At 64.1% G+C, this 23,497-nt stretch carries 24 protein-coding genes; 6 read left to right on the plus strand and 18 right to left on the minus strand.

Annotated features, from left to right (window positions below):
* Positions 1–10: 10 nt before the first annotated feature.
* Complete coding sequence (locus tag V6K60_RS00360; RefSeq protein ID WP_332448523.1) at positions 11–391, minus strand: type II toxin-antitoxin system VapC family toxin; 381 nt, start codon at positions 389–391, stop codon at positions 11–13.
* Positions 388–1,623, minus strand: a complete 1,236-nt coding sequence (locus tag V6K60_RS00365; RefSeq protein WP_332448524.1) for a translation initiation factor IF-2 subunit gamma — start codon at positions 1,621–1,623, stop codon at positions 388–390. The genes V6K60_RS00360 and V6K60_RS00365 overlap by 4 nt, the downstream gene beginning before the upstream one ends.
* 209 nt (positions 1,624–1,832) lie before the next feature.
* Between V6K60_RS00365 and nikR the strand changes: the two genes are divergently transcribed.
* Positions 1,833–2,255 (plus strand): nickel-responsive transcriptional regulator NikR, encoded by a 423-nt coding sequence (nikR, locus tag V6K60_RS00370; RefSeq protein WP_332448525.1) that lies wholly within the window; start codon positions 1,833–1,835, stop codon positions 2,253–2,255.
* On the opposite strand, the gene V6K60_RS00375 is transcribed toward nikR, so the two are convergent.
* Complete coding sequence (locus V6K60_RS00375; RefSeq protein WP_332448526.1) at positions 2,252–2,542, minus strand: DUF2098 domain-containing protein; 291 nt, start codon at positions 2,540–2,542, stop codon at positions 2,252–2,254. The two genes, nikR and V6K60_RS00375, sit on opposite strands and share 4 nt — an antisense overlap.
* A gap of 56 nt (positions 2,543–2,598) precedes the next feature.
* On the opposite strand from V6K60_RS00375, the gene V6K60_RS00380 reads away from it, so the two are divergent.
* Positions 2,599–3,774 (plus strand): YcaO-related McrA-glycine thioamidation protein, encoded by a 1,176-nt coding sequence (locus V6K60_RS00380; RefSeq protein WP_332448527.1) that lies wholly within the window; start codon positions 2,599–2,601, stop codon positions 3,772–3,774.
* Positions 3,775–3,863: 89 nt separating this feature from the next.
* Here V6K60_RS00380 and V6K60_RS00385 read toward each other — a convergent pair whose 3' ends face one another.
* From V6K60_RS00385 to V6K60_RS00450, 14 genes are all read right to left on the minus strand, one after another.
* Positions 3,864–4,832, minus strand: coding sequence for a histone deacetylase family protein (locus V6K60_RS00385; protein WP_332448528.1), 969 nt, complete (start codon positions 4,830–4,832; stop codon positions 3,864–3,866).
* A 6-nt stretch (positions 4,833–4,838) separates the two neighbouring features.
* On the minus strand, positions 4,839–7,496 hold the full coding sequence (locus tag V6K60_RS00390; protein WP_332448529.1) for an oligosaccharyl transferase, archaeosortase A system-associated: 2,658 nt from the start codon (positions 7,494–7,496) through the stop codon (positions 4,839–4,841).
* A gap of 86 nt (positions 7,497–7,582) precedes the next feature.
* Positions 7,583–8,725 carry a glycosyltransferase gene (locus V6K60_RS00395; RefSeq protein ID WP_332448530.1) on the minus strand — a complete coding sequence of 381 codons (1,143 nt, stop codon included), beginning with the start codon at positions 8,723–8,725 and terminating at the stop codon, positions 7,583–7,585.
* A 15-nt stretch (positions 8,726–8,740) separates the two neighbouring features.
* The gene (locus V6K60_RS00400) at positions 8,741–9,832 is read right to left on the minus strand and encodes a DegT/DnrJ/EryC1/StrS family aminotransferase (RefSeq protein WP_332448531.1); all 1,092 of its coding nucleotides are present in this window, start codon (positions 9,830–9,832) and stop codon (positions 8,741–8,743) included.
* The gene (locus tag V6K60_RS00405; protein WP_332448532.1) at positions 9,829–10,428 is read right to left on the minus strand and encodes an acyltransferase; all 600 of its coding nucleotides are present in this window, start codon (positions 10,426–10,428) and stop codon (positions 9,829–9,831) included. The genes V6K60_RS00400 and V6K60_RS00405 overlap by 4 nt, the downstream gene beginning before the upstream one ends.
* The gene (gene glmS, locus V6K60_RS00410) at positions 10,425–12,164 is read right to left on the minus strand and encodes a glutamine--fructose-6-phosphate transaminase (isomerizing) (protein WP_332448533.1); all 1,740 of its coding nucleotides are present in this window, start codon (positions 12,162–12,164) and stop codon (positions 10,425–10,427) included. The genes V6K60_RS00405 and glmS overlap by 4 nt, the downstream gene beginning before the upstream one ends.
* A complete protein-coding gene (gene glmU, locus V6K60_RS00415; RefSeq protein ID WP_332448534.1) occupies positions 12,165–13,319 on the minus strand; it encodes a bifunctional sugar-1-phosphate nucleotidylyltransferase/acetyltransferase in 1,155 nt (384 codons plus the stop codon).
* 1 nt (position 13,320) lies between these two features.
* The gene (glmU, locus tag V6K60_RS00420) at positions 13,321–14,520 is read right to left on the minus strand and encodes a bifunctional sugar-1-phosphate nucleotidylyltransferase/acetyltransferase (RefSeq protein WP_332448535.1); all 1,200 of its coding nucleotides are present in this window, start codon (positions 14,518–14,520) and stop codon (positions 13,321–13,323) included.
* Positions 14,521–14,524: 4 nt separating this feature from the next.
* Positions 14,525–15,781, minus strand: coding sequence for a phosphopentomutase/phosphoglucosamine mutase (locus V6K60_RS00425; RefSeq protein ID WP_332448536.1), 1,257 nt, complete (start codon positions 15,779–15,781; stop codon positions 14,525–14,527).
* Positions 15,782–15,818: 37 nt separating this feature from the next.
* Entirely contained in the window at positions 15,819–16,424 is a 606-nt protein-coding gene (locus V6K60_RS00430) for a hypothetical protein (protein WP_332448537.1), read from the minus strand.
* Positions 16,421–17,035 carry a cyclase family protein gene (locus V6K60_RS00435; RefSeq protein ID WP_332448538.1) on the minus strand — a complete coding sequence of 205 codons (615 nt, stop codon included), beginning with the start codon at positions 17,033–17,035 and terminating at the stop codon, positions 16,421–16,423. Before V6K60_RS00435 ends, V6K60_RS00430 begins: the two co-directional genes overlap by 4 nt.
* A complete protein-coding gene (locus V6K60_RS00440) occupies positions 17,032–17,697 on the minus strand; it encodes a protein-L-isoaspartate(D-aspartate) O-methyltransferase (RefSeq protein ID WP_332448539.1) in 666 nt (221 codons plus the stop codon). Before V6K60_RS00440 ends, V6K60_RS00435 begins: the two co-directional genes overlap by 4 nt.
* 13 nt (positions 17,698–17,710) lie before the next feature.
* Positions 17,711–18,811 carry a SufB/SufD family protein gene (locus V6K60_RS00445; protein WP_332448540.1) on the minus strand — a complete coding sequence of 367 codons (1,101 nt, stop codon included), beginning with the start codon at positions 18,809–18,811 and terminating at the stop codon, positions 17,711–17,713.
* Positions 18,808–19,539 (minus strand): ABC transporter ATP-binding protein, encoded by a 732-nt coding sequence (locus tag V6K60_RS00450; RefSeq protein WP_332448541.1) that lies wholly within the window; start codon positions 19,537–19,539, stop codon positions 18,808–18,810. The genes V6K60_RS00445 and V6K60_RS00450 overlap by 4 nt, the downstream gene beginning before the upstream one ends.
* 255 nt (positions 19,540–19,794) lie before the next feature.
* Between V6K60_RS00450 and V6K60_RS00455 the strand changes: the two genes are divergently transcribed.
* Together V6K60_RS00455 and V6K60_RS00460 are read left to right on the plus strand one after the other, a co-directional pair.
* A complete protein-coding gene (locus V6K60_RS00455) occupies positions 19,795–19,953 on the plus strand; it encodes a hypothetical protein (protein ID WP_332448542.1) in 159 nt (52 codons plus the stop codon).
* Positions 19,954–20,033: 80 nt separating this feature from the next.
* A complete protein-coding gene (locus tag V6K60_RS00460; RefSeq protein WP_332448543.1) occupies positions 20,034–20,879 on the plus strand; it encodes a DNA-methyltransferase in 846 nt (281 codons plus the stop codon).
* 118 nt (positions 20,880–20,997) lie between these two features.
* On the opposite strand, the gene V6K60_RS00465 is transcribed toward V6K60_RS00460, so the two are convergent.
* Positions 20,998–21,765, minus strand: a complete 768-nt coding sequence (locus V6K60_RS00465) for a TIGR01458 family HAD-type hydrolase (protein ID WP_332448544.1) — start codon at positions 21,763–21,765, stop codon at positions 20,998–21,000.
* A 111-nt stretch (positions 21,766–21,876) separates the two neighbouring features.
* Here V6K60_RS00465 and V6K60_RS00470 point away from each other — a divergent pair, with 111 nt between their 5' ends.
* Positions 21,877–22,884, plus strand: a complete 1,008-nt coding sequence (locus V6K60_RS00470; RefSeq protein WP_332448545.1) for a ribonuclease H-like domain-containing protein — start codon at positions 21,877–21,879, stop codon at positions 22,882–22,884.
* 63 nt (positions 22,885–22,947) lie between these two features.
* Positions 22,948–23,497 (plus strand): archaemetzincin family Zn-dependent metalloprotease (locus tag V6K60_RS00475; protein WP_332448546.1); only part of this gene is annotated, 550 nt, incomplete at its 3' end.

The raw sequence follows: 23,497 nt of genomic DNA on the forward strand, positions 1-23,497 counted from the left end.
AGTATCTCACCTATCCCCTCAACAGTTCCAGTGTCCTCGCTCTTCGCATCGCGACAACGCCAATCCCCTCACGGAGGAGAGCATTCCGGAGCTCCCGGTCGTTCGTCACCACAATGCACCTCTCCCGGCGGGCATACTCGATCACCCGGTCGTCGACATGCTCCGCGGCACTTCCGCTCGGCACGACCGTCGAGCGCCGGGCCATCGCGAGGCCCACCCGGGCGGCAGCAGCATCGCGGCCGCGGCCCCGGGCGAGCCCTGAGAGCTCGCCGACCACCTCTTCGAGCGTGATCGGCTCGAAGTCCCCGAAGAGACCCATGAGTTCATCGTACAGGTCAATCCCGAACTGGGCCGGCATCAAGAGGGCGTTCGTGTCGAGGAGAACCCTCACTCGACCAGAATCCCCATGCCGATCAGCCGCCATCGCCCGCCGACCTGTCTGCTGATAGCGATCCGCGCACCGGCCTCCGCGCAGACCGCCCGCTTCAGCTGGACCTCCACCTGGTTCTTCTTGGTGTTCACGATCACGCCGACGGTGACGGCGGTGCCGACCGAGAGCATCAGCGGCTCTTTATGCTTCAAAGGCTCGATGGTCTGCTCGCTGTCCGCACCGACCACGCGGTCCATGAGCGTGACGTCGAACTTCAGCCGTTCCCAGACCGGTGGCAGTTTCCCTACGAGCCCGGCCACCTGCCCGGCGAGCGCGTCGCTCTTCGTCAGTGCCGGGTCGAGTTTCGTCCCGACGCCGAGGAGGCCCCCGGGTGCCGCCTCGGTCACCTTGATATGACCAGCGTTGATGGAGGTGATCTTCGTCTCGATCGGTTCCCACTTCGTCCGGTTCTCTACCTGGACCTGCCGGCCGGGGCGGATCTCGATGTCGTCCCCCTCATGCAGGACCCCCCGGATGAGCGAGCCACCGATGACGCCGCCCTTCACGTCCCGCCAGCTGCAGCCGGGTTTGTTGATATCAAACGACCGGGCGACGAGCAGCAACGGGTCGACATCCGGGTCACGGTCGGGCTCCGGGATGACCGTATCGAGGGTCTGGATCAGGGCACCGATATTGATGCCCTTCTGCGCGGAGACCGGGATGATGGGCGCGTTCTCGGCGATGGTGCCCTTGATGAACCGTTTGATCTGTTTATAGTGCTCAAGTGCCTCGGCCTGAGTGACCACGTCGATCTTGTTCTGGACGATGACGATCTTCTTGATGCCGATCAGTTCAAGCGCCATCAGGTGTTCTTTGGTCTGGGGCTGCGGGCAGACCTCGTTTGCAGCGATGACGAGCATCGCCCCGTCCATCAGAGCGGAGCCGGAGAGCATCGTCGCCATCAATGTCTCGTGACCGGGGGCATCGACGAACGAGACCGTCCGGAACGGGACCGCCTTTCCTCCACAGCCCGGGCATTCCGGTTTGGGGGAATAGGCCGCCGCACCCTCGCACGCTTCGCACCTGTAGAATGTTGTATCCGCGTAGCCAAGCCGGATGGAGATGCCGCGCTTGATCTCCTCGCTGTGCCTGTCCGTCCAGGTACCGGTCAGCGCGCTGACCAGGGTGGTCTTGCCGTGATCGACATGACCCACGAGCCCAATATTGACACCGGGAATGAATGCATCTCGCAAAAGTTTTCGAACCTCCTTATCCTATATAGAATGACACTACTTATACATAATCGGTCGGGATTGTGTAGCCTCTCCCTCACACCTGCGCGGGGTATTCCCGGGATTCTCCCCGGTGCGGCCCGCCGGTGTAGCATAAGAAGTATGAAAACACGCCCGGCAGTTAGCGAAAATTTATACCCCATGAAGTGAGATATGGTGCTGATCGCAGCATGTCAGGTGATACCGAACTTTCACGTATCGGGATCTCTCTACCCAAGAATCTTCTCGACAAATTCGACGAGATCCTGAGCCTCCGGGGGTACTCCTCCCGTTCCGAAGGGATACGGGACTCAATACGGAGTTACATAACCCATTATCAGTGGATATCCGATGTAAAAGGAGAGCGCCAGGGCGTCATCACCATGGTGTACGACCATGACCAGCGCGGCTTGCTCCAGACGCTCACCGAGATCCAGCACCAGCACGCCCATAACATCCAGGCATCCCTTCACTCGCACGTGACCCCGAACAAGTGCCTCGAGGTGATCCTGATCCGCGGGGACGGCGCGGTACTGAAGGATATCACAGAACAGTTGATGGCGCAGAAGGGCGTTGAGGCGGTGAAACTCACCACCATACCGATCGAGAGTTAACCGCCGCCTTCGCAGCTCCGGTCGGTCCCCTTCTCCCAGACCTCTTCAAGCTGGGCTTTGAGTTCCTGGTGCTCTTGCAGGTAGTCCTCAAGCGAACGCTCTTTTCTCTCCACGTTTCCGGCCGCGCGGTCGGCGCTGATAAGTTCGTCAACCCGGTAGTAGAGTCCGGTGCTGTCGAGTTCGGCGTAGTTCCGACCGTCGATCTCCTCGACCCGCACGACCCTGCCGGTTGTGCCGGTGCGGGGGTATCGGACGATTGCGCCCACGGCTACGTCATCCGTGCTCATAACACGGTAGGGTACATCTGCCATACTATTAAGGTATCACCTCCAAGGGATCTTGAATGGCAATCACGATTCACCCGGTAGAGAAACGCTACATTGACGGGATGCACCGTTCCCGGTCCCCGGAGGAGACCCATGACGCCGTAGAGCCGTTGATGGAGGAGATCGGCGTCGTCGAGATCATCGACGCGACTCCCCTGGACCGTCTCGGGATCCCCGTATTCATCGCGATCCGGCCAGGAGCAGCCCGGCGGGGGACTCGCGTCCATGTCGGCATGGGAAGAGAGCCGATCCATGCCAGGGTCTCGGCGATGATGGGGGCGCTTGAGCGGTACAGCGCCGAGTACCGGGGAGACCGGATGGAGTATGCGGCCTACGAGGAGATCGGCCCGGGACGGGCGGTGCACCCCGAGGACCTGATCCTCTCGCGGGAACTCGAGCAGGGGGAGAAGATCCACTGGACGCCGGTGTGGGATATCCTGAACGATGAAGAGGTCTTCATCCCAGGTAACGCCGTCTTCCACCCCTACGACTCGCTCGGGATGGCTGCACCCCTCTTCCGGAGCGATCCGAACGGGCTTGCGTCCGGAAACACCCGGGAAGAGGCAATCCTCACCGCGCTCTTCGAGGTGATCGAGCGGGACGCGCTCAGCCTCGCCGACCGGAACCACGACCCCGGCCGCCCCCTCACCCTCGAGAGGGCATGCGCCGCCCGCGAGGTGCTTGACCGGTTCCAGGAGAACGGGATCAACGTCCACCTCTGGCTGATCAACGGACGGACCGGCATCCCCACGGTCGCTGCCGCCGCGGACGACCCCGTCACGAAGGACCCGGCGATGATCGTCATCGGGTCGGGGACACACACCTGCCCCGAGATCGCAGCACTCCGCGCCCTGACCGAGGTCGCCCGGAGCCGGGCGAGTTACCTTCATGGCGGCCCGGTCGACCCCCGCCGGGAGATGGTCATCCGGAAGGCGGGATACGACCGGCTGAAACGGATCAACCGACTCTGGTTTGCCGGCGGAGATGCCATCGATATCGCCGACGTGCCCGACGTGAGCACCGACCGGTTCGACCTCGACATCCGGCGGGTGCTCGATGCGGTCGCTCCCTATACGGACCGGGTCGCTGTCTGCGACCTCACAAAGACCCCGGTGCCGGTGGTGCGGGTCATCGTCCCCGGGTTCGAGATCACCTACATGGACCCGGACCGGAAGCGCTCCGCGCAGGGGTGACCCCCCCTCGCGCCCCCGCTCCTGATGGAGGCGTCGCACTCGAAAACGCTTCGCGTTTTCTCGAACTCCGCTCCTGATGGAGGCGTCGTTCAGCAGAACTGGACCTTCTTCAGGATCTCCACGACCTTACCCGTGCTCCTCTGCAGGGGCTGCTCTCCAGGCTCGAACCGCTTCCCTGCAAGGGCCTGGAATATTGCATGAATCGCCTTCCCGATCGACGGACCGTAGCCGCCCTCGAGCGTCAGCGCGAGCGGGAGGTCCGTGCCGTCGATCAGCATCCCGGTGAGCACGCCGTAGTCCTCGGGCACAAGGTTCATCCGCCCGTGTTCGTCGTCGGCGAGGGCATCCTGCCCGGCAGAGATGATCAGGGCGTCGGGCCGGAACCGGGTGAGCGCCGGGATGAAGATCTCGTCGAAGACCAGCGCGTAATCGGCGATGGTCGACCCCGCGGCGAGCGGGGCGTTGAGGGTGTAGCCCCGGCCTACCCCGGTGCCGATCTCGTCCACCCACCCGGTCTTCGGGAAACTGTTCTCCTCGTGCACCGAGCAGTAGAGCACCCGGTCGCTCCCGTAAAACGCCGTCTGGGTGCCGTTGCCGTGGTGCAGGTCCCAGTCGAGGATCGCCACCCGGTCGACCGAGAGAAGCGCTTTCGCCGCCGCGACGGCGGCGTTGTTGAAGATGCAGAACCCCATCGCCCGGTCCGGCTCGGCGTGATGTCCCGGCGGGCGGACCAGGGCAAAGAGATGCTCGCCGTCGAGCGCCCGCTCCACCGCGGCAAAGGTCGACCCGGCGGCATACGCCGCCGCATCGAAGGAGTGGCAGGTGACGTAGGTGTTCAGGTCCAGAAAACAGGTCCCCCGCGCGAGCTCCCGCACCCACCGGACGTATTGCGGGAGGTGGACCAGTTCGAGGTCTTCCTCGGTGGCCCGGACCGGGGGACGCCACGGTATGTTCTCGGGAACCCCGGAGAGGGCCGTCCGTAACCGGGCGGCCGACTCGGGGTGAGCCTCCATATCGTGACGGGTAAAGATGTCTCCGTAGATGACTGAAGAGCGCATCCTTGTTCAGTTAATGGTGCGTCCTTGCTCGATAGCCTCTTCGGTGACGTCGAATGTCTGGCCCGTGCCCGCGATCCGGTACTGCCCTGTCGTCTTCACGTCACCCGTCCATCCTGACGTCGCGTACGGGACGACGAACGTGCCGTTCACGCTCTCCTGCCGGTAGGTGAACGCCCGGCCGGTGTTCGTGACGACCGGCACCTCGATGATGCCGTCACCCCGGATCACGGCGCCCGGGACGTACTCGAAGATCTTGACGGCTTTCAGGTCGGGCCCGTTCGCGCCGACGTTACCGTAGATGTTCTGCGGCGCCTCGTGGACGAGCCGGTAGTGCTGGAGCGCCGGGACCCGCTCGACCGGCTGGAGGATCGAGTCTCCCCGGTACTGGTAGTAGAGGTTCAGGACCGTGGCACCCGAGCCTGCCGGTGCGTTCCTGTTATACGCCTCCGCCGCGGCTGCCGCCTCGGTCGCGTTCATCTGCTCCGTCCGCGTGATGACGGGAAGCGAGGTGTTTGCGGTGGAAGCGTCCTGGTACTCGGCGTAGATCACCTGCGACGTCGGATCGGTCATGGATCCGTCGAAGTTGTGGAGGCGAGCGGTCATCGTCCGGTAGTACTCCCGGTTGTAGAACGGAATCACCTGGTAGTTTGTCGAGCCCGCGCCGGTGGGGACGAGGAACTGCGGCTCGAACCGGTCCCTGCCCACCTCCGGATCGGCCCAGGTCGCCGGGGCGTGGAACTTCCCGGTGGCGAGCTGGATGTCGGTGATGACGTAGCGGGTGCCGATGTTGTCGAGGATCCGGTTTGCGGCCGCTTCATCGGTCGAGGTGAGGTAGACCGCAGACCCGTTCGGCCCGGAGACTCCGTGCTGGAAGGGGTTGTTGTTCGGGATACGTTTCGAGACGAAGGTGATCCAGTGACCGTAGTCCCACCAGGACATGACGCCGTAGGACCCCTCGGGGTAGGTGAAGGTGTTCTGGTCGTAGATGGCGTAGTAGTCGACACCAGGGTCGGGGGTGTTCTCACCCATCCACTCGAGGGCTTCCATCCACTGTGAGTCCATCCCGCCGTATTTGGCGTTGTTCGCCAGGGCAAGGTTCGTCTGGAGGGAAGACCCTGCGAAGAGGAGCGTGACGAGGACGACCACGGCGAGGGCCCCTGCCTTGAGGTAGTCGGGCTGGTCTCTCGCGGCGGTCTTCGGCTTCTGGGAGTCAGCGGCCCGTGCTCCCTTCTTCCCCTTCCGCGCCGGCTCCTCCTGCTTCACAGGGGCCTGCGGGGGAGAGGAAGCCGCACTCTTCCCTGCCCCGAGGAGACGGGCGGTGTCTTTCCACCCCAGGTTCAGGACCGCCCCGACAAAGACCGCAGCGAGCAGGGCGATGTTCACGGCGAGGTAGTATTCGTACCGGACGTGGGCGGCCGTCGACGCGAGGATGATCGCCGTCCAGACCAGGACGAAGACATGGGCCGGGTTCGCCCTCTCGCGGTTCTGCCAGAGGAGGGCGGCGGCCCCGCCGATCGCGAGGAGGATCCCCCAGTGGAACGTCTGCCAGGCTGCATCGAACGACCAGGCCCGCGCCTCCTGGACGGTCGTGGTGATCGCCTGCTCGCCGAAGAAGGCGAAGAGGCTTGAGATCAGGAGGTTGTAGACGTCAGGGAGGGCGAGATAGAGCACCGCGACGGCGGCGATCGCGATGGTGGCGATCGCGGCCGGGAAGTAATACTTCGGGCGCCCCTTCAGGTAGACCGAGAGGACGTAGAGGGCGAGTGTCCCGGCGACGAGGGCGGCACACGCGATGACGTGCCCGATGGTGTACCGGGAGAGGTCGAGACCCGGGTGCGGGAAGCCGAACGCCACCGTCCCGATGATCACCACGCCGAAGGTGACCAGATTTACGAGAACCAGGTAGTCGCTGTTCCGGTCCTGGAAGAAGTCCAGAAGAAACTGGACCAGGATGAATCCGGCCACGATGAGCGCAAAGAGGATCATCGTCGGCATATTGAAGTAGCCGAGCAGATACGCGACGCCCGCGAGCGCCGACGCGAGCACCGGCGCCTTCAGCGTCTCGACATTCAGGGTGTCGCGGTTCGCGAGGGAGAATGGGGTATCACGGGTGGCGAGCAGCGCGACGACGTAAGCGAGGACGAAGATCGTCGAGAAGAGCGTCTCTGCGATATGGTGGTCGACGAACCCGAAGAGGGAGCGGTAGGCGTAGTTCCCGCTGATGACCGCGATGAGGGCCGCCGCGATGAGGCCTGTCTTCCAGCCGGCGAGCTTCTTCGCGAGCAGGTAGGTGACCGGCACCATCGCCGCGGCCATCAGCGGCGGGACCCAGGATGCCACCACCATGATCTCGGGCCGTGTCGCTGCACCGGTGAGGATAGAGAGCGCCGCCATGATCTGGATGAAGAGCGGCCCCCAGTAGACGACGTCGCCGGTCGGATACAGCGTCATGGCATCGAACCAGGCGTAGCCGGGGAAGTTTGCGACGGTCTGTTCGACCTGGCGGACGGTGTACCAGGGGTCGTTACCCAGGAGGTTGACGCTCTCGGCGGTCACCAGACCTTCCGCAGGGATACCCCGCGTCCAGAGCGTGAGCAGGGAGAACAGGATGATGATACCTATGATGATGTATGGTCGATACTTCTTGAGATCCACGTGAGCCATCGGACCCTCCTTATTATGAACCTGTTTCCTCTCGAACCATTAATAACCTTGGCGTATCCCGTGAGGCAGGAAAAAAGGAGTGAATTTCAGCGTTTTCCTGTCAGCCGCATAAAGATCTTCTCGAATGCCTCCGCCTTCTTCTTCCAGCTGTGCTCCTCCATTCCGGTCGGGCACCGCCCCGGGGTGAGCGCCAGGTCGTCGACCCTCTTGATGAACTCCTCCCGGTTCCGGTAAACGGCGATCTGGTCGCCGCCCATCCGGAGCATATCGGGGATGGGGGTCGAGAGGATCGGCTTCCCGCACGCCGAGTACTCGAAGTACTTGTTCGGGAGAGCGATATCGACCCACTGCGGGGGGGAGAGCGGGATGAGGCAGAGGTCCATCGGCGCGATGTAGCCGGGGAGGTCGCGGTAGTCGACGGCACCGGTGAAGTGCACCCGGCCGGCGACCCCGAGGTCTGCCGCGAGGGCCTGCAGTTCCTCAAGGTAGCCGGTGAAGAGCGAGCCGCCGACGATCAGGAGTTCCGCGTTCGGGTGCCTCTTCCGGATCTCCGGGAGTGCCCGGATCACTTCATCGAGGGCATACCACCGCTCGACGGCGCCGGCAAACCCGAGAACGAAGGCGTCGGGAGCGATCCCGAGGGCGGTACGCATCGCCCCGCCGTCCAGCGGGCGGAAGAGGTCGGTGTTGACGCCGTTCGTGATCAGCTCCGCCTCGTAGCCGTACCCCCGGAGTTTCTCGACCAGTCCGGGTGAGACCGTCGTGATGACGTCGCTGTGGTCCAGGTTGTAGCGGGTTATGGCGAGGACGCCTTCCCGGATCAGCCGCTTCACGGCGGGATTCTTGTAGTAGGCGGCGGCGGAGTCGGGGAACCAGTCCTTCAGGTCGAAGACCACCGGCACGTTGAACCTCTTCGCTGCCCGGATCATCGCCGTCCCCGCGAGGACGTGGGCGCCGACGACGATATCGATATCGTAGTCACGGATGATCTCGCGGATGACCCGGTAGTGGTGGGGTGCGTTTGCGGTGTAGTGAAGGAAGGGGCTCTCGACGGGAAACCGTGTCGCCTCGTGGACGTGGAGCCGGGTCTCTCGTTCCTTCCCCCTGCTGACGTGGAAGTGAGGGACGTGGACCTCGTGCCGGGTGGCGAGTTCCTCGAAGATGTTGTGGTGCCGGGACGGGATCGGGTGGTGGATGTAGTCCTGGGTGGAGACGAGGAGGATCTTCATTGTCGTTGTAGGTTATTATGCGGCCCGGAGTTCCCGGACCGCGTCGCAGATGTACGCCAGTTCTTCGTCCGTCACCGAGGGGTGGACCGGCAGGCTCACGGCCGATGCCGCAAGGTCATCGGCGACCGGACAGGAGGCGTGATTATTCTCGTAGACCGGCTGCCGGTTGACGGGGATGGGGTAGTGGACGGCGGTCCCGATCCCCTGCTCCGAAAGAGCGCTCATGAACGCATCCCGCGCGAGCGGGTAGCCGGAGGGGACCTTCACCACGTACTGGTGGTAGACGTGCCGGACGCCCGGTGCAACATGGGGCGTGACGAGCCCTGAGCCTGCTAGATGGCGGTCGAGGTAACGAGCGTTCTTTCTCCGGCGCTCGTTGAACCCTTCCACCCGGTCGAGCTGCACGAGGCCGATTGCGGCATCGATGTTCGTCATCCGGTAGTTGTAGCCGATGGCGGTATGGAGGTACTTCTGACTCTGGCCGTGGTTGATGAGGAGCCGGACCCTCTCGCTAAGGAGGTCGTCGTCGGTCGTGACCATGCCCCCTTCGCCGGTGGTCATGTTCTTCGTCGGGTAGAACGAGAAGCAGCCGATATCGGCGAGGCTCCCCGCCCGCTTCCCGTGATACTCCGCACCGTGCGCCTGGGCCGCGTCCTCGATGAGGACGAGATCGTGGTCGTCACAGAGAGCGCGGATAGCAGCGACATCGAACGGCTGCCCGAAGAGGTGGACCCCGATGACCGCCCGGGTATCCGGCCGGATGAGGCCTTCGACCGATTCCGGGTCGATATTGAACGTCTGTTGGTCGACATCGGCAAAGAGCGGCGTCGCCCCGCACATCGAGACGCTGGACGCCGTCGCAAAGAACGTGAACGCCGGGACGACCACCGAGTCTCCCGGCCCGACGCCCGCCGCGAGCAGGGCCGCGTGGAGCGCCGCCGTCCCCGAGTTGACGCCGATTGCGTGCCGGGCGCCGCAGTACTCCGCAAACCGCGACTCAAACTCCGTGACGACCGACCCTTGAGCGAGCATCCCCGACCGCATCACGCGGGCGACGGCCTCGACCTCCTCCTCTCCGACGAGCGGCCGGGCGATGGGGATCTTCATCGACACCGCCGTGCCTCCGCGGGGAGCGGCCGGAACCGTGCCGGTGCGCCCACCGCGAGCATCCCCGGCGGGACATCCTTCGTCACCACCGCGCCGGCGGCGACGAACGCCCCCTCACCGACGGTGATGCCGGGGAGGATCGTCGCGTTCGCACCGATGACGGCGTCATTTTCGATCACCGGGCCCCGGAGCGACTCGTGGGGTCCCGGGGGGTAGCGGTCGTTCGTCAGCACAGCGTTCGGGCCGATGAAGACCCGGTCGCCGATCCGGGCGCCGGTGGGGATGTAAACCAGGCTCTGGAGGCGGACGTCGTCGCCGATCGTGCAGTCGCCCTCGACCACCGCCCCCGTCCCTATCGCGACGCGGTTCCCGATGGTGGTCTTCTCGCGGATCAGCACGTTATGGCCGGTCTGGAATCCCTCGCCGATCGTCACATCGCAGTAGATGATGGTCCCCGACCGGAGGACCGCGTTCCTCCCGATGGTGGCACCCGGGAACCCTTCCTCGCCGATCCGGTCGCGGGAGGGAAACCCGACGGTCACCGGCTCGAATATCACCGCCCCCTCGCCGAGGGCATTACGTCCATGCTCAATCATTCAACGGTCACGCTCTTTGCCAGGTTCCGCGGTTTGTCGACGTCCCGCTGCAGGGCACAGGCCGTATGGTAGGCGAGCAGCTGGAGGGCGACCGACGCGGTCAGCACCTGCACCAGAAGATGTGTGTTCGGGATGGGGATGAAGATGTCCACGATCTCGGCGAGTTCCTTATCGCCGGCAACGCCGAGGGCGATGACCGGTGCCTTTCGGGCTTTCATCTCCTTGATGTTCGATGCCATCACATCGTAGGTCGGCCCGGGGGTGCAGATGGCGACTACCGGCGTCTCATCTGTGAGGAGGGCGAACGGCCCGTGCTTGAGTTCTCCCGCAGCATACCCCTCGGCGTGGACGTAGCTGATCTCCTTCATCTTCAAGGCACCTTCCATCGAGACCGGGTAGAACGCCCCTCTTCCTACGAAGAAGACATGGTCGGCCCCGGCACAGAGGCCGACCGCCTCCCGGATCTCCTGGAGGAGAACGTCGCCGATTGCAAGGTGGGCGTGAGAGAGGACTTCATCGAACGTCCCCTCGCACCGGGCGTTGAGGATCTGCATCAGCGCGGCAAGCTGCGCCATGTAGGACTTGGTTGCGGCGACGCCGATCTCGGGTCCGGCGCGCATCAGCAGGGTCTCATCCGCGACACGGGTGACGGTGCTGCCCTGCATGTTGGTGATGGCAAGCGTGGGGCAGTTGCGGGCTTTTGCCATCTTCAAGGCGGCGATCGTGTCTGCGGTCTCTCCCGACTGGGAGACTGCGATCGCGAGGCCGTGGAGGGGCGGGGTGAAGTACTTGAACTCCGACCCCATCTCGACCCGCACCGGTATGCAGCAGAGCGACTCGGCCAGATACTTGAAGATCAGGGCGGTATGGTACGACGTCCCGCATGCAACGAGCGTGATCTCGTCGGCCTCCATGACCATCTGCCGCACCTTATCGCTGATACCGGCCCGGATGGTCTCGTAGAAGGACTGGGGCTGTTCGTAGATCTCCTTCAACATGTAGTGGGCGAACCCGCCCTTCCGGGTATCCTCGACACACCAGTTGATCAGTTCGACCGGGCGCTCCACCTCCCGGCCGCCGTGAAAGATGGTGAAGCGGCCCGGGGTGAGATCGGCGACGTCCCCGTCTTCGAGGTAGATCACGCGTTCCGTATACTCGAGGAGCGGCGTCATGTCCGAGGCGGCAAAGATCTCGGCATCGCCGACGCCGAGGACGAGCGGGCTCGCGTCGCGGGCGGCGATGATCCTCTGGGTATCCTCCGCGATCGCGAGGACGGCATACGACCCTTTGAGGTGAGGGAGGGTCGCGTTGACCGCGCTGAGGAGGTCTCCCTCGTAGTGCTCCTCGATGAGGTGGGCGATCACCTCGGTGTCGGTCTCGGACCGGAAGGTGTGGCCGCGCCCTTCGAGTTGCCGTTTCAGTTCGCGGTAGTTCTCGATGACACCGTTATGCACCACGGCGATCGTACCCGTGCAGTCCGTGTGCGGGTGAGCGTTGATGTCGTTGGGCTCGCCATGCGTGGCCCACCGGGTATGCCCGATCCCCGTGCACCCGTGGAGACCGGCCGCTCCGGCCTCGCCGTCCGAGATACGGCCTGCCTTCTTGTAGACCTCGATCGCGCTCCCGACCGTTGCGAGCCCGAATGAGTCATAGCCCCGGTACTCAAGCCGCTTCAACCCCTGGATCAGGACCGGCGTTGCGTCCCGTCTACCGATGTAACCGACGATCCCGCACATCTACATCACCCGGGTGCCGTCCTCGATGAGACCGATCACTGTCTTCCCCTCCTCGATGGTAACACTGTTACCGGCTATACAGTTTTTAAATGTTGTGAAGGGTGCCGCACGGACCCCTTCACCGAGGACTGCGCCGAACTCCTCCTTCTGGACCCGGCCTCCGACCTCGATGAAGCTCGCCGACGGATAGGTGGTGGTATGGTCGGCGAGGATGCACCCCTGGCCGAAGACCGCCGAGACGATCCGTGAATGGGACCCGATGTTGACGTCGCTCATCATGAGCGAGTCGGCGACGTAGGTGAACGGCTCAAGCACCACCCTATCGCCGATGCTCACATCAGGCATGATGACGCAGTTTGGGCCGATGTTACAGTTTTTTCCGATGGTGACGGGACCGTAGATCACGGTGTTCGGGCCGATGGTCGTCCCGGCGCCGATATGCACGGTGCCCCGGCGGATGACGGAGGCGTCGACCGTCCCACTGATCTCGGGCGTGATCCCCCTGAGCATCCGGCTGTTGAGTTTCAGGAGGTCCCAGGGATAGATGGCGTCCTGCCAGTCGTCCGCCGGGATCGCCCGTATCCGCCGGCCCGCCGCGATCATGGCGGCGAGAGCGTCGGGGATCTCGTTCGTTCGGAGATAGGAGAAGACCTCAGGGGTGAACGAGTAGATCCCGGTCGATACCGTGAACGTCGGGGCATCTTCGGGCTTCTCGATGATCTCGCGGACGAGGCCGTTCCGGATCACCACGACCCCGAAGTTCGAGGGGTTCGGGTGCTCGGCCACGAGCATGGCGTTCTGCTCTCTCTTGATCCGGGCTATCGACTCTGCGTTGATATAGTTGTCCCCGGGTAGGACGAGGAAATCTTCCGTGATCTCGGGCCTTGCCGCCCGGAGGGCATCCGCGGTCCCGAGCTGCCGCTCCTGCACGACGACCTGGATCGGGGCGTTGAGCCGGTTGAGGTGCCGGATGACGTCCTCTTTGCGGTACCCGACCACCACCACGATATCGCGGATCCCGTTCTCGAGGAGAGCATCGATGACGTACTCGATGATCGGCCGGTTCGCGACCGGGAGCATGGCTTTGGGCTTGCTCCGGGTGAGCGGCCGGAGGCGGCTCCCTTCTCCCGCTGCTAAAATGACTGCCTGCATCATATCACCTGATGACCGCGTTCTCCTCGATACACCCTTCCACGAGGGAGTGGGGGGCGATCCGTGCGTTGCTGCCGATGAGGCTTCCGACGTTGACCGAGCAGTTGATCCCGAAGAGGACGTTGTCGCCGATGATGGCGCCGAACTTCCTCCGCCCGGTGGTCTTTCCGCAGACCTTCACCGCCCCGTTGTCGTGCCGGAGGTTTGCGACCTTGGTGCCGGCCCCGAAGTTGCACCCACTGCCCACGATGCTGTCGCCGATGTAGTTGAAGTGCGGGATCTTCGTTCTCGGCATGATGATGGAGTTCTTGATCTCGGTCGAGTGCCCGATATGGCAGTCATTGCCGATGGCGGTGGACCCCCGGATATAGGCGTGGGGACCGATGACGCAGTTCTCCCCGATGACGCAGGAACCCTCGATGTAGGTCCCGGCCCGGATAACGGTTCCTTTCCCGATACTGACCGTCTCCGGGATGGTGCATCCGGCCTCGACGGTGCCGCACTGTTCATGGTGTGTCGCCCCGAGGAGCGCCTCGTTTGCGTCGAGGAGGTCCCAGGGCTGCCCGACGTCGAGCCAGTAGTTCAGCGGGTACGCTTTGAGCGTCCTCGCCCTGATATAGGACTCGATCGCATCGGTCAGTTCGAACTCGCCCCGGCCCGATACCGCTATCCCCGAGAGGAGGTCGAAGATATCGGGGTCGAAGAGGTAGGCACCCGCGTTGATCAGGTTGCTCTTCGGGTTCTCCGACTTCTCCTCAAGGCCGGTGATCCGGTCCCCCTCCACGGTCACCACCCCGTAGTCCTGCGGGTGGTCCGTCCCGTGTATCCCCATGCAGGGCGCGCTCATCCGGCAGAGTTCCTCGATGTCGCCCCTCTTGAGGACCATATCCCCGTTCAGGAGGAGGAACCGGTCGTTGACCATTCCTGCCGTTGCCCGCAGGGCGTCGGCGGTACCGAGCTGGTGCCGCTGGGTCACGTAGGTTATCTTCACACCGAGACTGCTCCCATCCCCGAAATGGTTTCGGATCTCACGTTCGTAGTAGCCGACGACAAAGATGAAGTCGGCGATCCCCGCATCGCGGGCCGCGAGGACCAGGTGTTCCATCATCGGGCGGTTGGCGATGGGAAGCATCACCTTCGGACGCCGTGCGGTCAGGGGGCGCATCCGTTTCCCCTCTCCTGCTGCCAGTACGACACACTGCATAGGTTCACTCCTGAATTTGTTTTGCACGCTCTAGGGCGGTATGCCCCAGATCAAGCATCTCTTTTGCTTTTTTTGGCGTCCTGCCTTCGGCCGTTATCCGGACCTTCGGTTCGGTGCCGCTTGCCCGGATCAGGTACCAGCCGTCTTCGTCTTCGAACCGGACCCCGTGCGTCGGCTCATCGGCACCGAGCGCTGCCATGACCGCTCCGGGTGACGGGATACGGTACGACTCACGGAGGAGGGTATACCGGGGCATCCGGTCCAGTTCTTCGGCGATCGACCACTCCGATGCGATCTCGCAGAGCAGGGCCGCGGCGTAGACCCCGTCGGGGCAGTAGGAGTGCTCGGGAAAGATCCAGCTCCCTGACGCCTCCCCGCCGAAGTCTCCCCAGGTGAGGAGCTCTTCGGAGACGAAACTGTCCCCGACCGGCGTGCGGTGGACCTCGGCGACCTCTTCGATCGCCATCGAGGCGTCGACGGTGGTGACCACCTTCTTCCGGTCGAGGTAGCTCGCAAAGAGCATGAGGAGGTGGTCCCCGTCGATGTAGCGCCCCCGCTCATCGAACGCCATCATCCGGTCGGCGTCGCCGTCGTGGATCACCGCGCATGCCGCATCTCGCTTCCGGATGATCTCCCCGACGTAAGGGAGGTTCGTCTCAAGCGGCTCTGAAGGGCGGGCGAACCGGCCCGAGACGTTGCAGTTCAGCCCGATGACGGTTGCTCCCGCTCCTCCAAGGAGGTCGGGGGTGATGACGCTCCCTGCACCGTTGCCGCAGTCGAGCACGGTCGTGACGGGCCGGGAGAGGCTGACCTTATCGAGGATGGCCTCCCGGTGCGCCTCTACCGCATCGACGGAAGAGACATGCCCCTGCTGCTCCCAGTCTGTCAGGCATGTCTCCTCGATCGCCTCCTCGATCGCCGCCTGCTGCCGGAGGGTGAACGACGACCCGTCGGGGTTGAAGAGTTTCATCCCGTTGTAGGACTCGGGGTTGTGCGAGGCGGTGATCATGCACCCTGCGTCGACGCACCCGGTCGCGTGAGCGACCGTCGGGGTGGGCGCGATGCCGCAGGAGTAGACGGTCGCACCGGCAGAGAGCATACCGGCGATGACGGCATGTTCCAGCAGTTCGCTGGTCGTGCGGGTATCCCTGCCCACGACGATGCCCGCAGCGCCGCCTGCAGTGGCTGCCCCTACGCGGAGCGCGAGATCGACGAGACCGGGGTCAAATTCCCGCCGGATTCCGGAAGAGCCAAAAAGCATACTCCTGTATACTCCTTTCTTCCCTAAAAAAAGGTATTCATCGACCGTGAGGGCACCAGTGCTCAAAATCCATGAGACTGCTGACCCCTGCGGCCGACGGCCCGAGGAAGATCATCCGTTTCCGTCCCCGGTACTCGTCGATGCAGGCTACCCCCGCGTCGGTCGTCATGCCGTCGCCGGCGACCAGGAGGAGATCGGCCTTCTGGGGCGAGTCGACGATCTGGTCTCCGAGGGCCCGCTCGAGGACCGGCATCGGGCCGACGAGGTAGATGCGCTTCCCGGCAACCTCGCGGGAGAGTTCCGCAAGGCAGGGGCCGTAGCAGTCGGGGGTGCAGGGGCGGAGTCTCCGTGCCAGGCAGAGGAATGCCGAGACGGCGTTGATGATCGCGCCCGCCGCTCCCCGTTGTTTCTGGTTTGCGAGCGGTGCGCCGAACATGAATGAGATCCGGGTGTTGGCCCGGATGGGGTCGCTCGTGATGAACTGTCCCCGCTTCCCGCCGAAGCATCCCTCCATCGGGACCCCTTTCGGGTACTGGCAGACATCTGCGTCGTAGTTCACGGCAAGCGTCACGACTCCCTCCTCGCACCCGCTGTCCGCGAGGATCGTCTCGAGTTTCCCTATAGCATCGTGCCAGAATGTCACATCTCTTCCTCCTTATCCCGGAGGATCGCCCGAACCGGCGACCCGTCCGCGCCTTTGAGCCGCATCGGGAGCGCCACCATGAAGTAGTCTCCCGCCGGCACCGCCGAGAGGTCGAGGAGTTCGAGGACGACCATCCCGCTCCCGAGCAGCAGCCGGTGGACCGAACCGTCGCAATAAAATCCCTCGATCGACGGGGCGTCGGTGCCGATGCAGGTGATCCCGGCGTCGACGAGCACCTGCGCCGCCTCAAGCGAGAGCGAGGGGTAGCCCGGATCGAACTCCTGCCGCTCCGAGAACCAGGTCTTCAAGAGGAGCGTCCGGGTGCCGTCGAGGCGGCCGGCGAGGCAGTCAGGACCGATGACCGATCCGGTATCGCTGCAGTCCAGCACCTGCGCCGGTCCCGTGAGCCGCCCGGGCGGGATCTCGTCGACCGTCCGGCCTCCCTTCAGGTAGTGCGAAGGGGCGTCGAGGTGCGTCCCGGTATGCGTCCCGAGAATCATCTCCGTCACCCGGTACTGCCCGTTGTCAACCTCGGTGAACCGGGGCCGGATATCCCCCGGGTAAAGGAGGGTATCTTCAGAGAGGGGACGGGTGATGTCGTAGACCGTCACTGGCCGTCCTCTCCTCTCCAGCCGAACTGCCCGATCAGCGGCACGAAACAGACGCCACCGAGGGGGATCTTCTCCACCCCGCCCTCTCGCTTGACGAGCTTGATGAGGTCCTGGCAGTCCCGCGGCCCGACGGGAGCGATCAGCCGCCCGCCCTCGGCGAGCTGGTCGACCAGGGGTTCGGGGATCCCGGGCGATGCCGCCGTGACGATGATGGCATCGTACGGCGCCTCCGGCGGGTAGCCCTTCGTGCCGTCGCCGACGACCACCCGGACGCCGGTGACCCCCGCCCGGGCGAGGGTCTGTCGTGCCCGGTCGGCGAGCTCCGGCAGGCGTTCGAGGGAGATGACCGTTCCGGCGAGTTCAGCGAGGAGCGCGGCCTGGTAGCCGCTACCGGTCCCGATCTCGAGCACCCGGTCCTGCGGCGAGAGTTCGAGTTGTTCGGTCATGACGGCGACGATGTAGGGCTGGGAGATGGTCTGCCCCTCCCCGATGGGGAGCGGCCGGTCCTCGTAGGCGGCCCGTTCGAAGCCTTTCGGCACGAAGAGGTGGCGCGGGACCTTCCGCATCGCGGCAAGCACCCGCTCGTCCCTGACCCCCCGGGCCCGGACCTGGAACTCTACCATCTCCTCGCGCTCATCCCGGCAGGGATCGGCCTCCGTCATACGCTCTCCCGAATCAGAACCCTGATTCTGCTTTATCGATCGCGGCATCTATCTGAGCCTGCAGGACTGCAGGCAGACCGCTGATCTTTACATCCAGGAACCCGCGTATAATGGTTGCGGTAGCCTCCTCTTCGGAGAGCCCCCGGGCCATGAGGTACTCGATCTCGTGGCGGGCGATCTTACCGACCGCGGCCTCGTGGGAGAGTTCGGTGCCGGTCAGCGTCCCTTCGATCTCGGGGATGGCGTGGATGGTGCCGTCCTTTAAGATCAGGCCCTTGCACTCGATGTGGCCCCGGGTATTGTCCTTCTCGCCGAGGATGTGGCCCCGGGAGATGATGGTGCCGCCGGTGGTGATCGCCCGGGTGATGAGCTCGGTGCTCGTGTGCTCGGCGGCGAGGATCGTCCGGGAACCGAGGTCAAGGGTCGAGCCGGGCGTGGCGACGACGATGCTCGAGAACCGGGCCACGGCGTTCTTCCCGACCAGGCGTGCCGTCGGGTACATGTTGACCCGGTTGACCGGCTGCATGCAGACGTAGTTCGAGAGGAACGTGCCGTCCTCCTCGACGATGGTGGCGCTTCGCGGGAAGACGCTGATCCCCGGGTTCCAGTTGTGGATCATCGTGGACGTGACCTTGGCCCCTTTACCGACGTAGATCTCGGTCACCCCGATATGTGCTCCGTGCTCTTTCTGCCAGGAACTGGCGCACCCGGAGATGATGTGGATCTCCGATCCTTCCTTTGCGATGAAGAGGTTGTGGACGTTCTGTACCGGCTCATCGCGGAGGAAAAGGCAGGCCTGGAGGGGCATCTCGACCTTTGTGCCCTCATGAGCGATGACGACGAGGCCCTGCGGCTCCTCTTGCTTTGCGACATACTGGGTATACTTGTCCTTGTCACGCGGAACAGCGTTCCAGTAGTAGTCCTTCACCCAGTCGTACTTCTCGAGGGCGACCTTGAGGGGGAGCATCTCGACCCCCTCGGCCCCGCAGGTTGTCTGGATCACGTCCTGGTCGATCTGGAAGTAACTCCCGCACCGGTTCTGCATCTCGACTTCAAGGCCGGTCAGGGCCAGGCGCTCCCTATCTTTCTGCGAGAGCTGCTCGATATCAGTCACATCTGTTTGCAACGCAGACACTCTCCGTATCCTTTCTCTTTGACCACGCGCAGGATCTCGCGGGGGTTCCCGTGACACCGGATCGCGCCGTCGATCAGCACGTGTCCCTGGTCGGCCTCGAGGTAATCGAGGATGTAGCCGGTGTGGGTGATTATCAGGCCGCTCCGGCGACGGTTGACGATATGCACATCTTTCTCAAGCAGGCCTGCAATCTCCTTCCCCATCAGGTTCATGTTCTCGAGGTCGACGCCGCTCTCCGGTTCGTCCAGCATGAGGAATTCGGGCTGCTGGACCTTCAGTTGCAGGACCTCGCTCCGTTTTATTTCGCCGCCAGAGAACCCAACGTTGATATCTCGTTCGAGAAAGCGCTCCATGTTGACCGACTGCGCGAGCGCCTCTATCGCCTCGTCTCCCATATGCGATGTGGCGGCAAGCAGTTTTCCGAGTTTCAGTCCGGATATCGCCGGCGGGTGCTGAAACATCAGGCCGATCCCGAGGTGGGCCCGCTCGTGGATCGGCATATCGGTGATATCTTTCCCTTTGAAGACGATCGAACCCGATGTTATGGTATAGCCGCCGAACCCCATGATGGCTTTGAGCAGCGTGCTCTTTCCCGAGCCGTTCGGTCCCATCAGGATATGGGTTTCTCCCTGCCCGATGTGGAGATTGATATCGTGGAGTTTCTCGGTGCCATCCACGTTCACGTGCAAATCACTGACATTCAGCATACGGCACTCCGTTTCATGTATTTGCAGGGGATCCAATTAACACTTGTCAACGGAACAACTGCCGATTCAGCCGGCAGGAGGGCGAATGACCGGGATAACGAGAACTTTACTAAACCACTGCAAATATTCAAGTTTTTTGACGAATGGGGGCAGGAATTTTGACGGGCCGGGCGGGATCTCCGGCAGACTCCGGGATCTCCACTTTCGCACCGCGCACGGCCTGCGGTTAAATAGCAGTCTCACCCCGTCTTGTGTATGGAGAGATCATCCACGTTTGACACGTTTGCCTGCCTCGCTGAGCGGGCCGCCCGGCATCAGACCGTCATCAGGCGAAGCCAGATGCGTAAAGCGGTCTACTTCGCCGCCACCACCCCGGCGATCCGCACCTTTCGTGAGGTAGAGGGTTACGTTTAACCCCCCTGTGATCCACCGGCACCCCGGAGGGTCTGGCGGGGATGTCACGGGGAGGGGTACCGAACCGGAAGGAGAAGAAGATGATCCGGCGGGGGGCCGGGAGCAAGCATGCCGTCCACATCTCTGAGCCTCATGCCGTCCAGCGGTTCGTAGACAGTATCATCTGCGGTGATGCTGCAACGGTGCTCCCGGAGATCCCGGACAGGAGCGTCGACCTCGTCGTCACGTCCCCACCTTACAACTTCGGCCACCCCTACTCGGACAGCGAAACGTATGACACCTGCGAGTGGGGCGACTACTTCCGGGGACTCGGTGCAATCTGGCGGGAGTGTTACCGTCTCCTCAAACCCGGCGGGCGGATGGCGATCAACATACAGCCGCTCTTCTCCGACTACGTCCCCACGCACCATATCATCTCATCACAGCTCCTCGAGCTGGGGTTTCTCTGGAAGGCGGAGATTCTCTGGGAGAAGAACAACTATAACGCCCGGTACACTGCCTGGGGGAGCTGGAAGTCACCTTCGATGCCGTACCTGAAGTATACCTGGGAGTTCATCGAGGTCTTCGATAAGGAGACCCATAAGAAGACCGGAGAGAGGGCGATGATCGATATCACCGGGGATGAGTTCAAAGAGTGGGTCTTTGCAAGGTGGACCTTCCCGGCGGAGGCAAGGATGCGAGACTACCGGCACCCGGCCATGTTTCCCGAGGAGCTTCCTCGGCGGCTGATCAAGCTCTTCTCCTACCGGGGCGACCTGGTGCTCGACCCCTTCAACGGTGCAGGGACGACGACGTTCGTCGCCCATCGGCTCGGGCGCCGATTCATCGGCATCGATATCTCTCCGGGGTACTGCGAGACCGCCATGGCCCGGCTCCGGGGGAAGACGGGCGCCCCATCCCCGGCCCGCTACATCGTCCGGGAGTGAGCCTCCCCGCGGTCACGCCGCGAGGTAGTCCCGGGCACGGGGGTACGATCCGGGCCGGTCGTGGGCATGGGTCGCGGCGGCAAGGATGAGCGCGGTGTGCATTCGTCTCCGCATGGTATCAGAGGTAGTCGGGGAGTTCAGCCAGTGAGTCGATGACGAGGTCCGGCGTGACCCCCGACCGCTGAAGCGCCTCTTCCCGGTACTTGCCGGTCCTGACCAGGATCCCCCGGATACCGCAGGCCTGCGCGCCGCCGATGTCGGTGACGATGTCGTCGCCGACCATCGCCGCCTCTTTTGGTCGCGCCCCGGTCTCCCGGAGCGCACGGAGGAAGAACGCCGGGGCAGGCTTTCCGACCACCTCCGCCTTCTTACCGGCGGCGTACTCGAGCGCAGCCACGAAGGGGCCGGCCGAGAGCATCAGGCCGTCCGACCCCATCCAGTAGCGGTCCTTCTCAAGCGCGACGAGGTCAGCTCCGGCGAGGAGGAGGCGGAACGCCCGGTTCATCGTGGCGTAGGTGATGCCGTCGGCCGCATCGGCGACCACGACCGCGTCGGCATCCTCTTCTACGGCAAGGAGGCCGGCCTCCTCAAAGTCAGTCCGGGCATCGGGGGTGGTGAGGAGGAAGCACCGGGTCCGGCCCCCCTCTCGCAGGTGTGCGGCGGCAGCGACCGGGGCGGTGATGATCCGGGACTCCGGGATGGCGTAGCCGAGGCCCTCCAGGCGGAGGGCAACTGAGGCGCGGGAGCGGCGGGTGGTGTTCGAGACGAACCGGTAGGGGATCCCCCGCCGGTCGAGTTCCCGGAGCGCCCTGTCCGCTCCTTCGATGCGCCGGTCGCCGACGTAGAGAACGCCGTCGATGTCGATCAGGACCGCTCTAATCTGCATATCTCTTCTCCTGTTGTCTCGGGGGTATTTATGCTGTGTCCGGTTCCCCGTCCACTTTCGCCCCGCGGCGGGTACGTTGAATGCCGGTGGGGTCCAACCTCTGCCAACAGGATGGCTCACCCGTTCGATCAGGCAGGGAGGCTGTGGCGGGCCCGGGTTGACCGGCCCGACTACGATACGGCCCGAAGGCTCCGTGACGACCTCGTCGACGGCTACCGGGGCCGGGCGCTTGAGGATCTCTTCTGCGGCCGGGAGGTCGCATGTCCTTCCGGGAAGTGTTACGTCCTCGAGTCCCGGAGTCCCATGGACCTTGACGGCCGGGACCCGGACCGGGCTGCAGCGGCCATCCTTGCGGACCTCACGCTGGTTCGCGGCATCGGGGAGGCGACCGAACGGAGGCTGAAGGGGCGGGGTTACCGGACGGTTGCCGATCTCGCCCGGCACCCGCTCTACCGCCGGGAGGCTGCACGGCTCCTTGACCTGGTTGCGGAGGGGAACACCTGCGATCTCATGGACCGGATCGGGCGGCGCCGCCGGTGTTCCGACCCGCTCCTCCTCGAGGCAAGCCGGTTCCATGCTCCCGATGAGTTTGTCTTCCTCGACATCGAGACGCTGGGGCTCTCCTCCCGGCCGATCATCCTCATCGGCCTCGCCCGGGTCCGAGACGGGTCGATCACCACCCGCCAGTACCTGCTCCGGTCCATCGGGGAGGAGGCGGCGGCGCTCACCGCTGTCCTTCCCACCCTGGAAGAGGAGGGCGCGGCACTTGTCACCTTCAACGGCCGTGCATTCGACCTCCCCTACATACGGGAGCGGCTCGCCTGGCACGGCATCCCGGCAGGCCCTGCCGTGCCTCACTTCGACGTCCTCCACTTTGCACGCCGGCGCTGGAGCGGCTCGCTTGCCACCTGCCGGCTCAGCACGCTCGAGACGGAGGTCCTCGGCGTCAGCCGTGAGAGCGATGTGCCCGGGTGGATGGTGCCGGAGTTCTACGATGCCTACCGGCGGACCGGAAGCCCCGGCCCGCTCCTTCCGGTGGTGGAGCACAACCGACAGGACCTCGTCTCGCTCGCCCGGCTCTTTGCGCTCCTCAGGGGGGACGGCGACGGCGGTGCGTGACGCGACCTTCGATCGATACTATCAAGTTCTTGCCTATCCACACCCGGCGCCGGGATGCCGCATATGAGTATTGTTCTCGTTCCCATCGGGAAGGTCGATCCGGGGGAGATGCAGGCGCTCCGGGACGCTCTGAAGGCGGCATTCTCCCGGGACGTGACGCCTGGAAGAGCAGTTCCGCTTCCGGGAGCTGCCTTGAATGCCGCCCGCAGCCAGTACGACGCGGAGATGGTGCTCGAGGCCCTCATGCTCCCCCGGGAGACCGCCCGCCACGGCCGGGTGCTGGGGGTCACCGAGGTTGACCTCTACTTCCCGGGCATGAACTTCGTCTTCGGGATAGCAGGCCGGCGATACGCTCTGATCTCTCTCCATCGTCTCAGACAGCCATTTTATGACCTGCCGGAAGATGCCGGCGTCTTCCGGCGCCGTGTCGTCGTGGAGGCGGTGCATGAACTGGGGCACACCTTCGGGCTCGCCCACTGTGAAGACCCCGGGTGCGTCATGCGCTTCTCAAACACCATCGCCGAGACCGACCGGAAGGGACCGGTCTTCTGTGCATCCTGCCGCTCGCGGGTCTTCGCTGGAAACGTCGCGGGACGGGGCCCGGATTATGAGG

Source organism: Methanoculleus sp. (assembly GCF_036677455.1).
Lineage (GTDB): Archaea > Halobacteriota > Methanomicrobia > Methanomicrobiales > Methanoculleaceae > Methanoculleus.

What these genes read in the sequence shown, in the direction of transcription:
- nikR (WP_332448525.1), top strand. Translation starts at nt 1,833, where the DNA reads ATGTCAGGTGATACCGAACTTTCACGTATCGGGATCTCTCTACCCAAG.
- V6K60_RS00375 (WP_332448526.1), bottom strand. Translation starts at nt 2,542, where the DNA reads ATGAGCACGGATGACGTAGCCGTGGGCGCAATCGTCCGATACCCCCGC.
- V6K60_RS00380 (WP_332448527.1), top strand. Translation starts at nt 2,599, where the DNA reads ATGGCAATCACGATTCACCCGGTAGAGAAACGCTACATTGACGGGATG.
- V6K60_RS00385 (WP_332448528.1), bottom strand. Translation starts at nt 4,832, where the DNA reads ATGCGCTCTTCAGTCATCTACGGAGACATCTTTACCCGTCACGATATG.
- V6K60_RS00390 (WP_332448529.1), bottom strand. Translation starts at nt 7,496, where the DNA reads ATGGCTCACGTGGATCTCAAGAAGTATCGACCATACATCATCATAGGT.
- V6K60_RS00395 (WP_332448530.1), bottom strand. Translation starts at nt 8,725, where the DNA reads ATGAAGATCCTCCTCGTCTCCACCCAGGACTACATCCACCACCCGATC.
- V6K60_RS00400 (WP_332448531.1), bottom strand. Translation starts at nt 9,832, where the DNA reads ATGAAGATCCCCATCGCCCGGCCGCTCGTCGGAGAGGAGGAGGTCGAG.
- V6K60_RS00405 (WP_332448532.1), bottom strand. Translation starts at nt 10,428, where the DNA reads ATGATTGAGCATGGACGTAATGCCCTCGGCGAGGGGGCGGTGATATTC.
- glmS (WP_332448533.1), bottom strand. Translation starts at nt 12,164, where the DNA reads ATGTGCGGGATCGTCGGTTACATCGGTAGACGGGACGCAACGCCGGTC.
- glmU (WP_332448534.1), bottom strand. Translation starts at nt 13,319, where the DNA reads ATGATGCAGGCAGTCATTTTAGCAGCGGGAGAAGGGAGCCGCCTCCGG.
- glmU (WP_332448535.1), bottom strand. Translation starts at nt 14,520, where the DNA reads ATGCAGTGTGTCGTACTGGCAGCAGGAGAGGGGAAACGGATGCGCCCC.
- V6K60_RS00425 (WP_332448536.1), bottom strand. Translation starts at nt 15,781, where the DNA reads ATGCTTTTTGGCTCTTCCGGAATCCGGCGGGAATTTGACCCCGGTCTC.
- V6K60_RS00440 (WP_332448539.1), bottom strand. Translation starts at nt 17,697, where the DNA reads ATGACGGAGGCCGATCCCTGCCGGGATGAGCGCGAGGAGATGGTAGAG.
- V6K60_RS00450 (WP_332448541.1), bottom strand. Translation starts at nt 19,539, where the DNA reads ATGCTGAATGTCAGTGATTTGCACGTGAACGTGGATGGCACCGAGAAA.
- V6K60_RS00455 (WP_332448542.1), top strand. Translation starts at nt 19,795, where the DNA reads ATGGAGAGATCATCCACGTTTGACACGTTTGCCTGCCTCGCTGAGCGG.
- V6K60_RS00460 (WP_332448543.1), top strand. Translation starts at nt 20,034, where the DNA reads ATGATCCGGCGGGGGGCCGGGAGCAAGCATGCCGTCCACATCTCTGAG.
- V6K60_RS00465 (WP_332448544.1), bottom strand. Translation starts at nt 21,765, where the DNA reads ATGCAGATTAGAGCGGTCCTGATCGACATCGACGGCGTTCTCTACGTC.
- V6K60_RS00470 (WP_332448545.1), top strand. Translation starts at nt 21,877, where the DNA reads ATGGCTCACCCGTTCGATCAGGCAGGGAGGCTGTGGCGGGCCCGGGTT.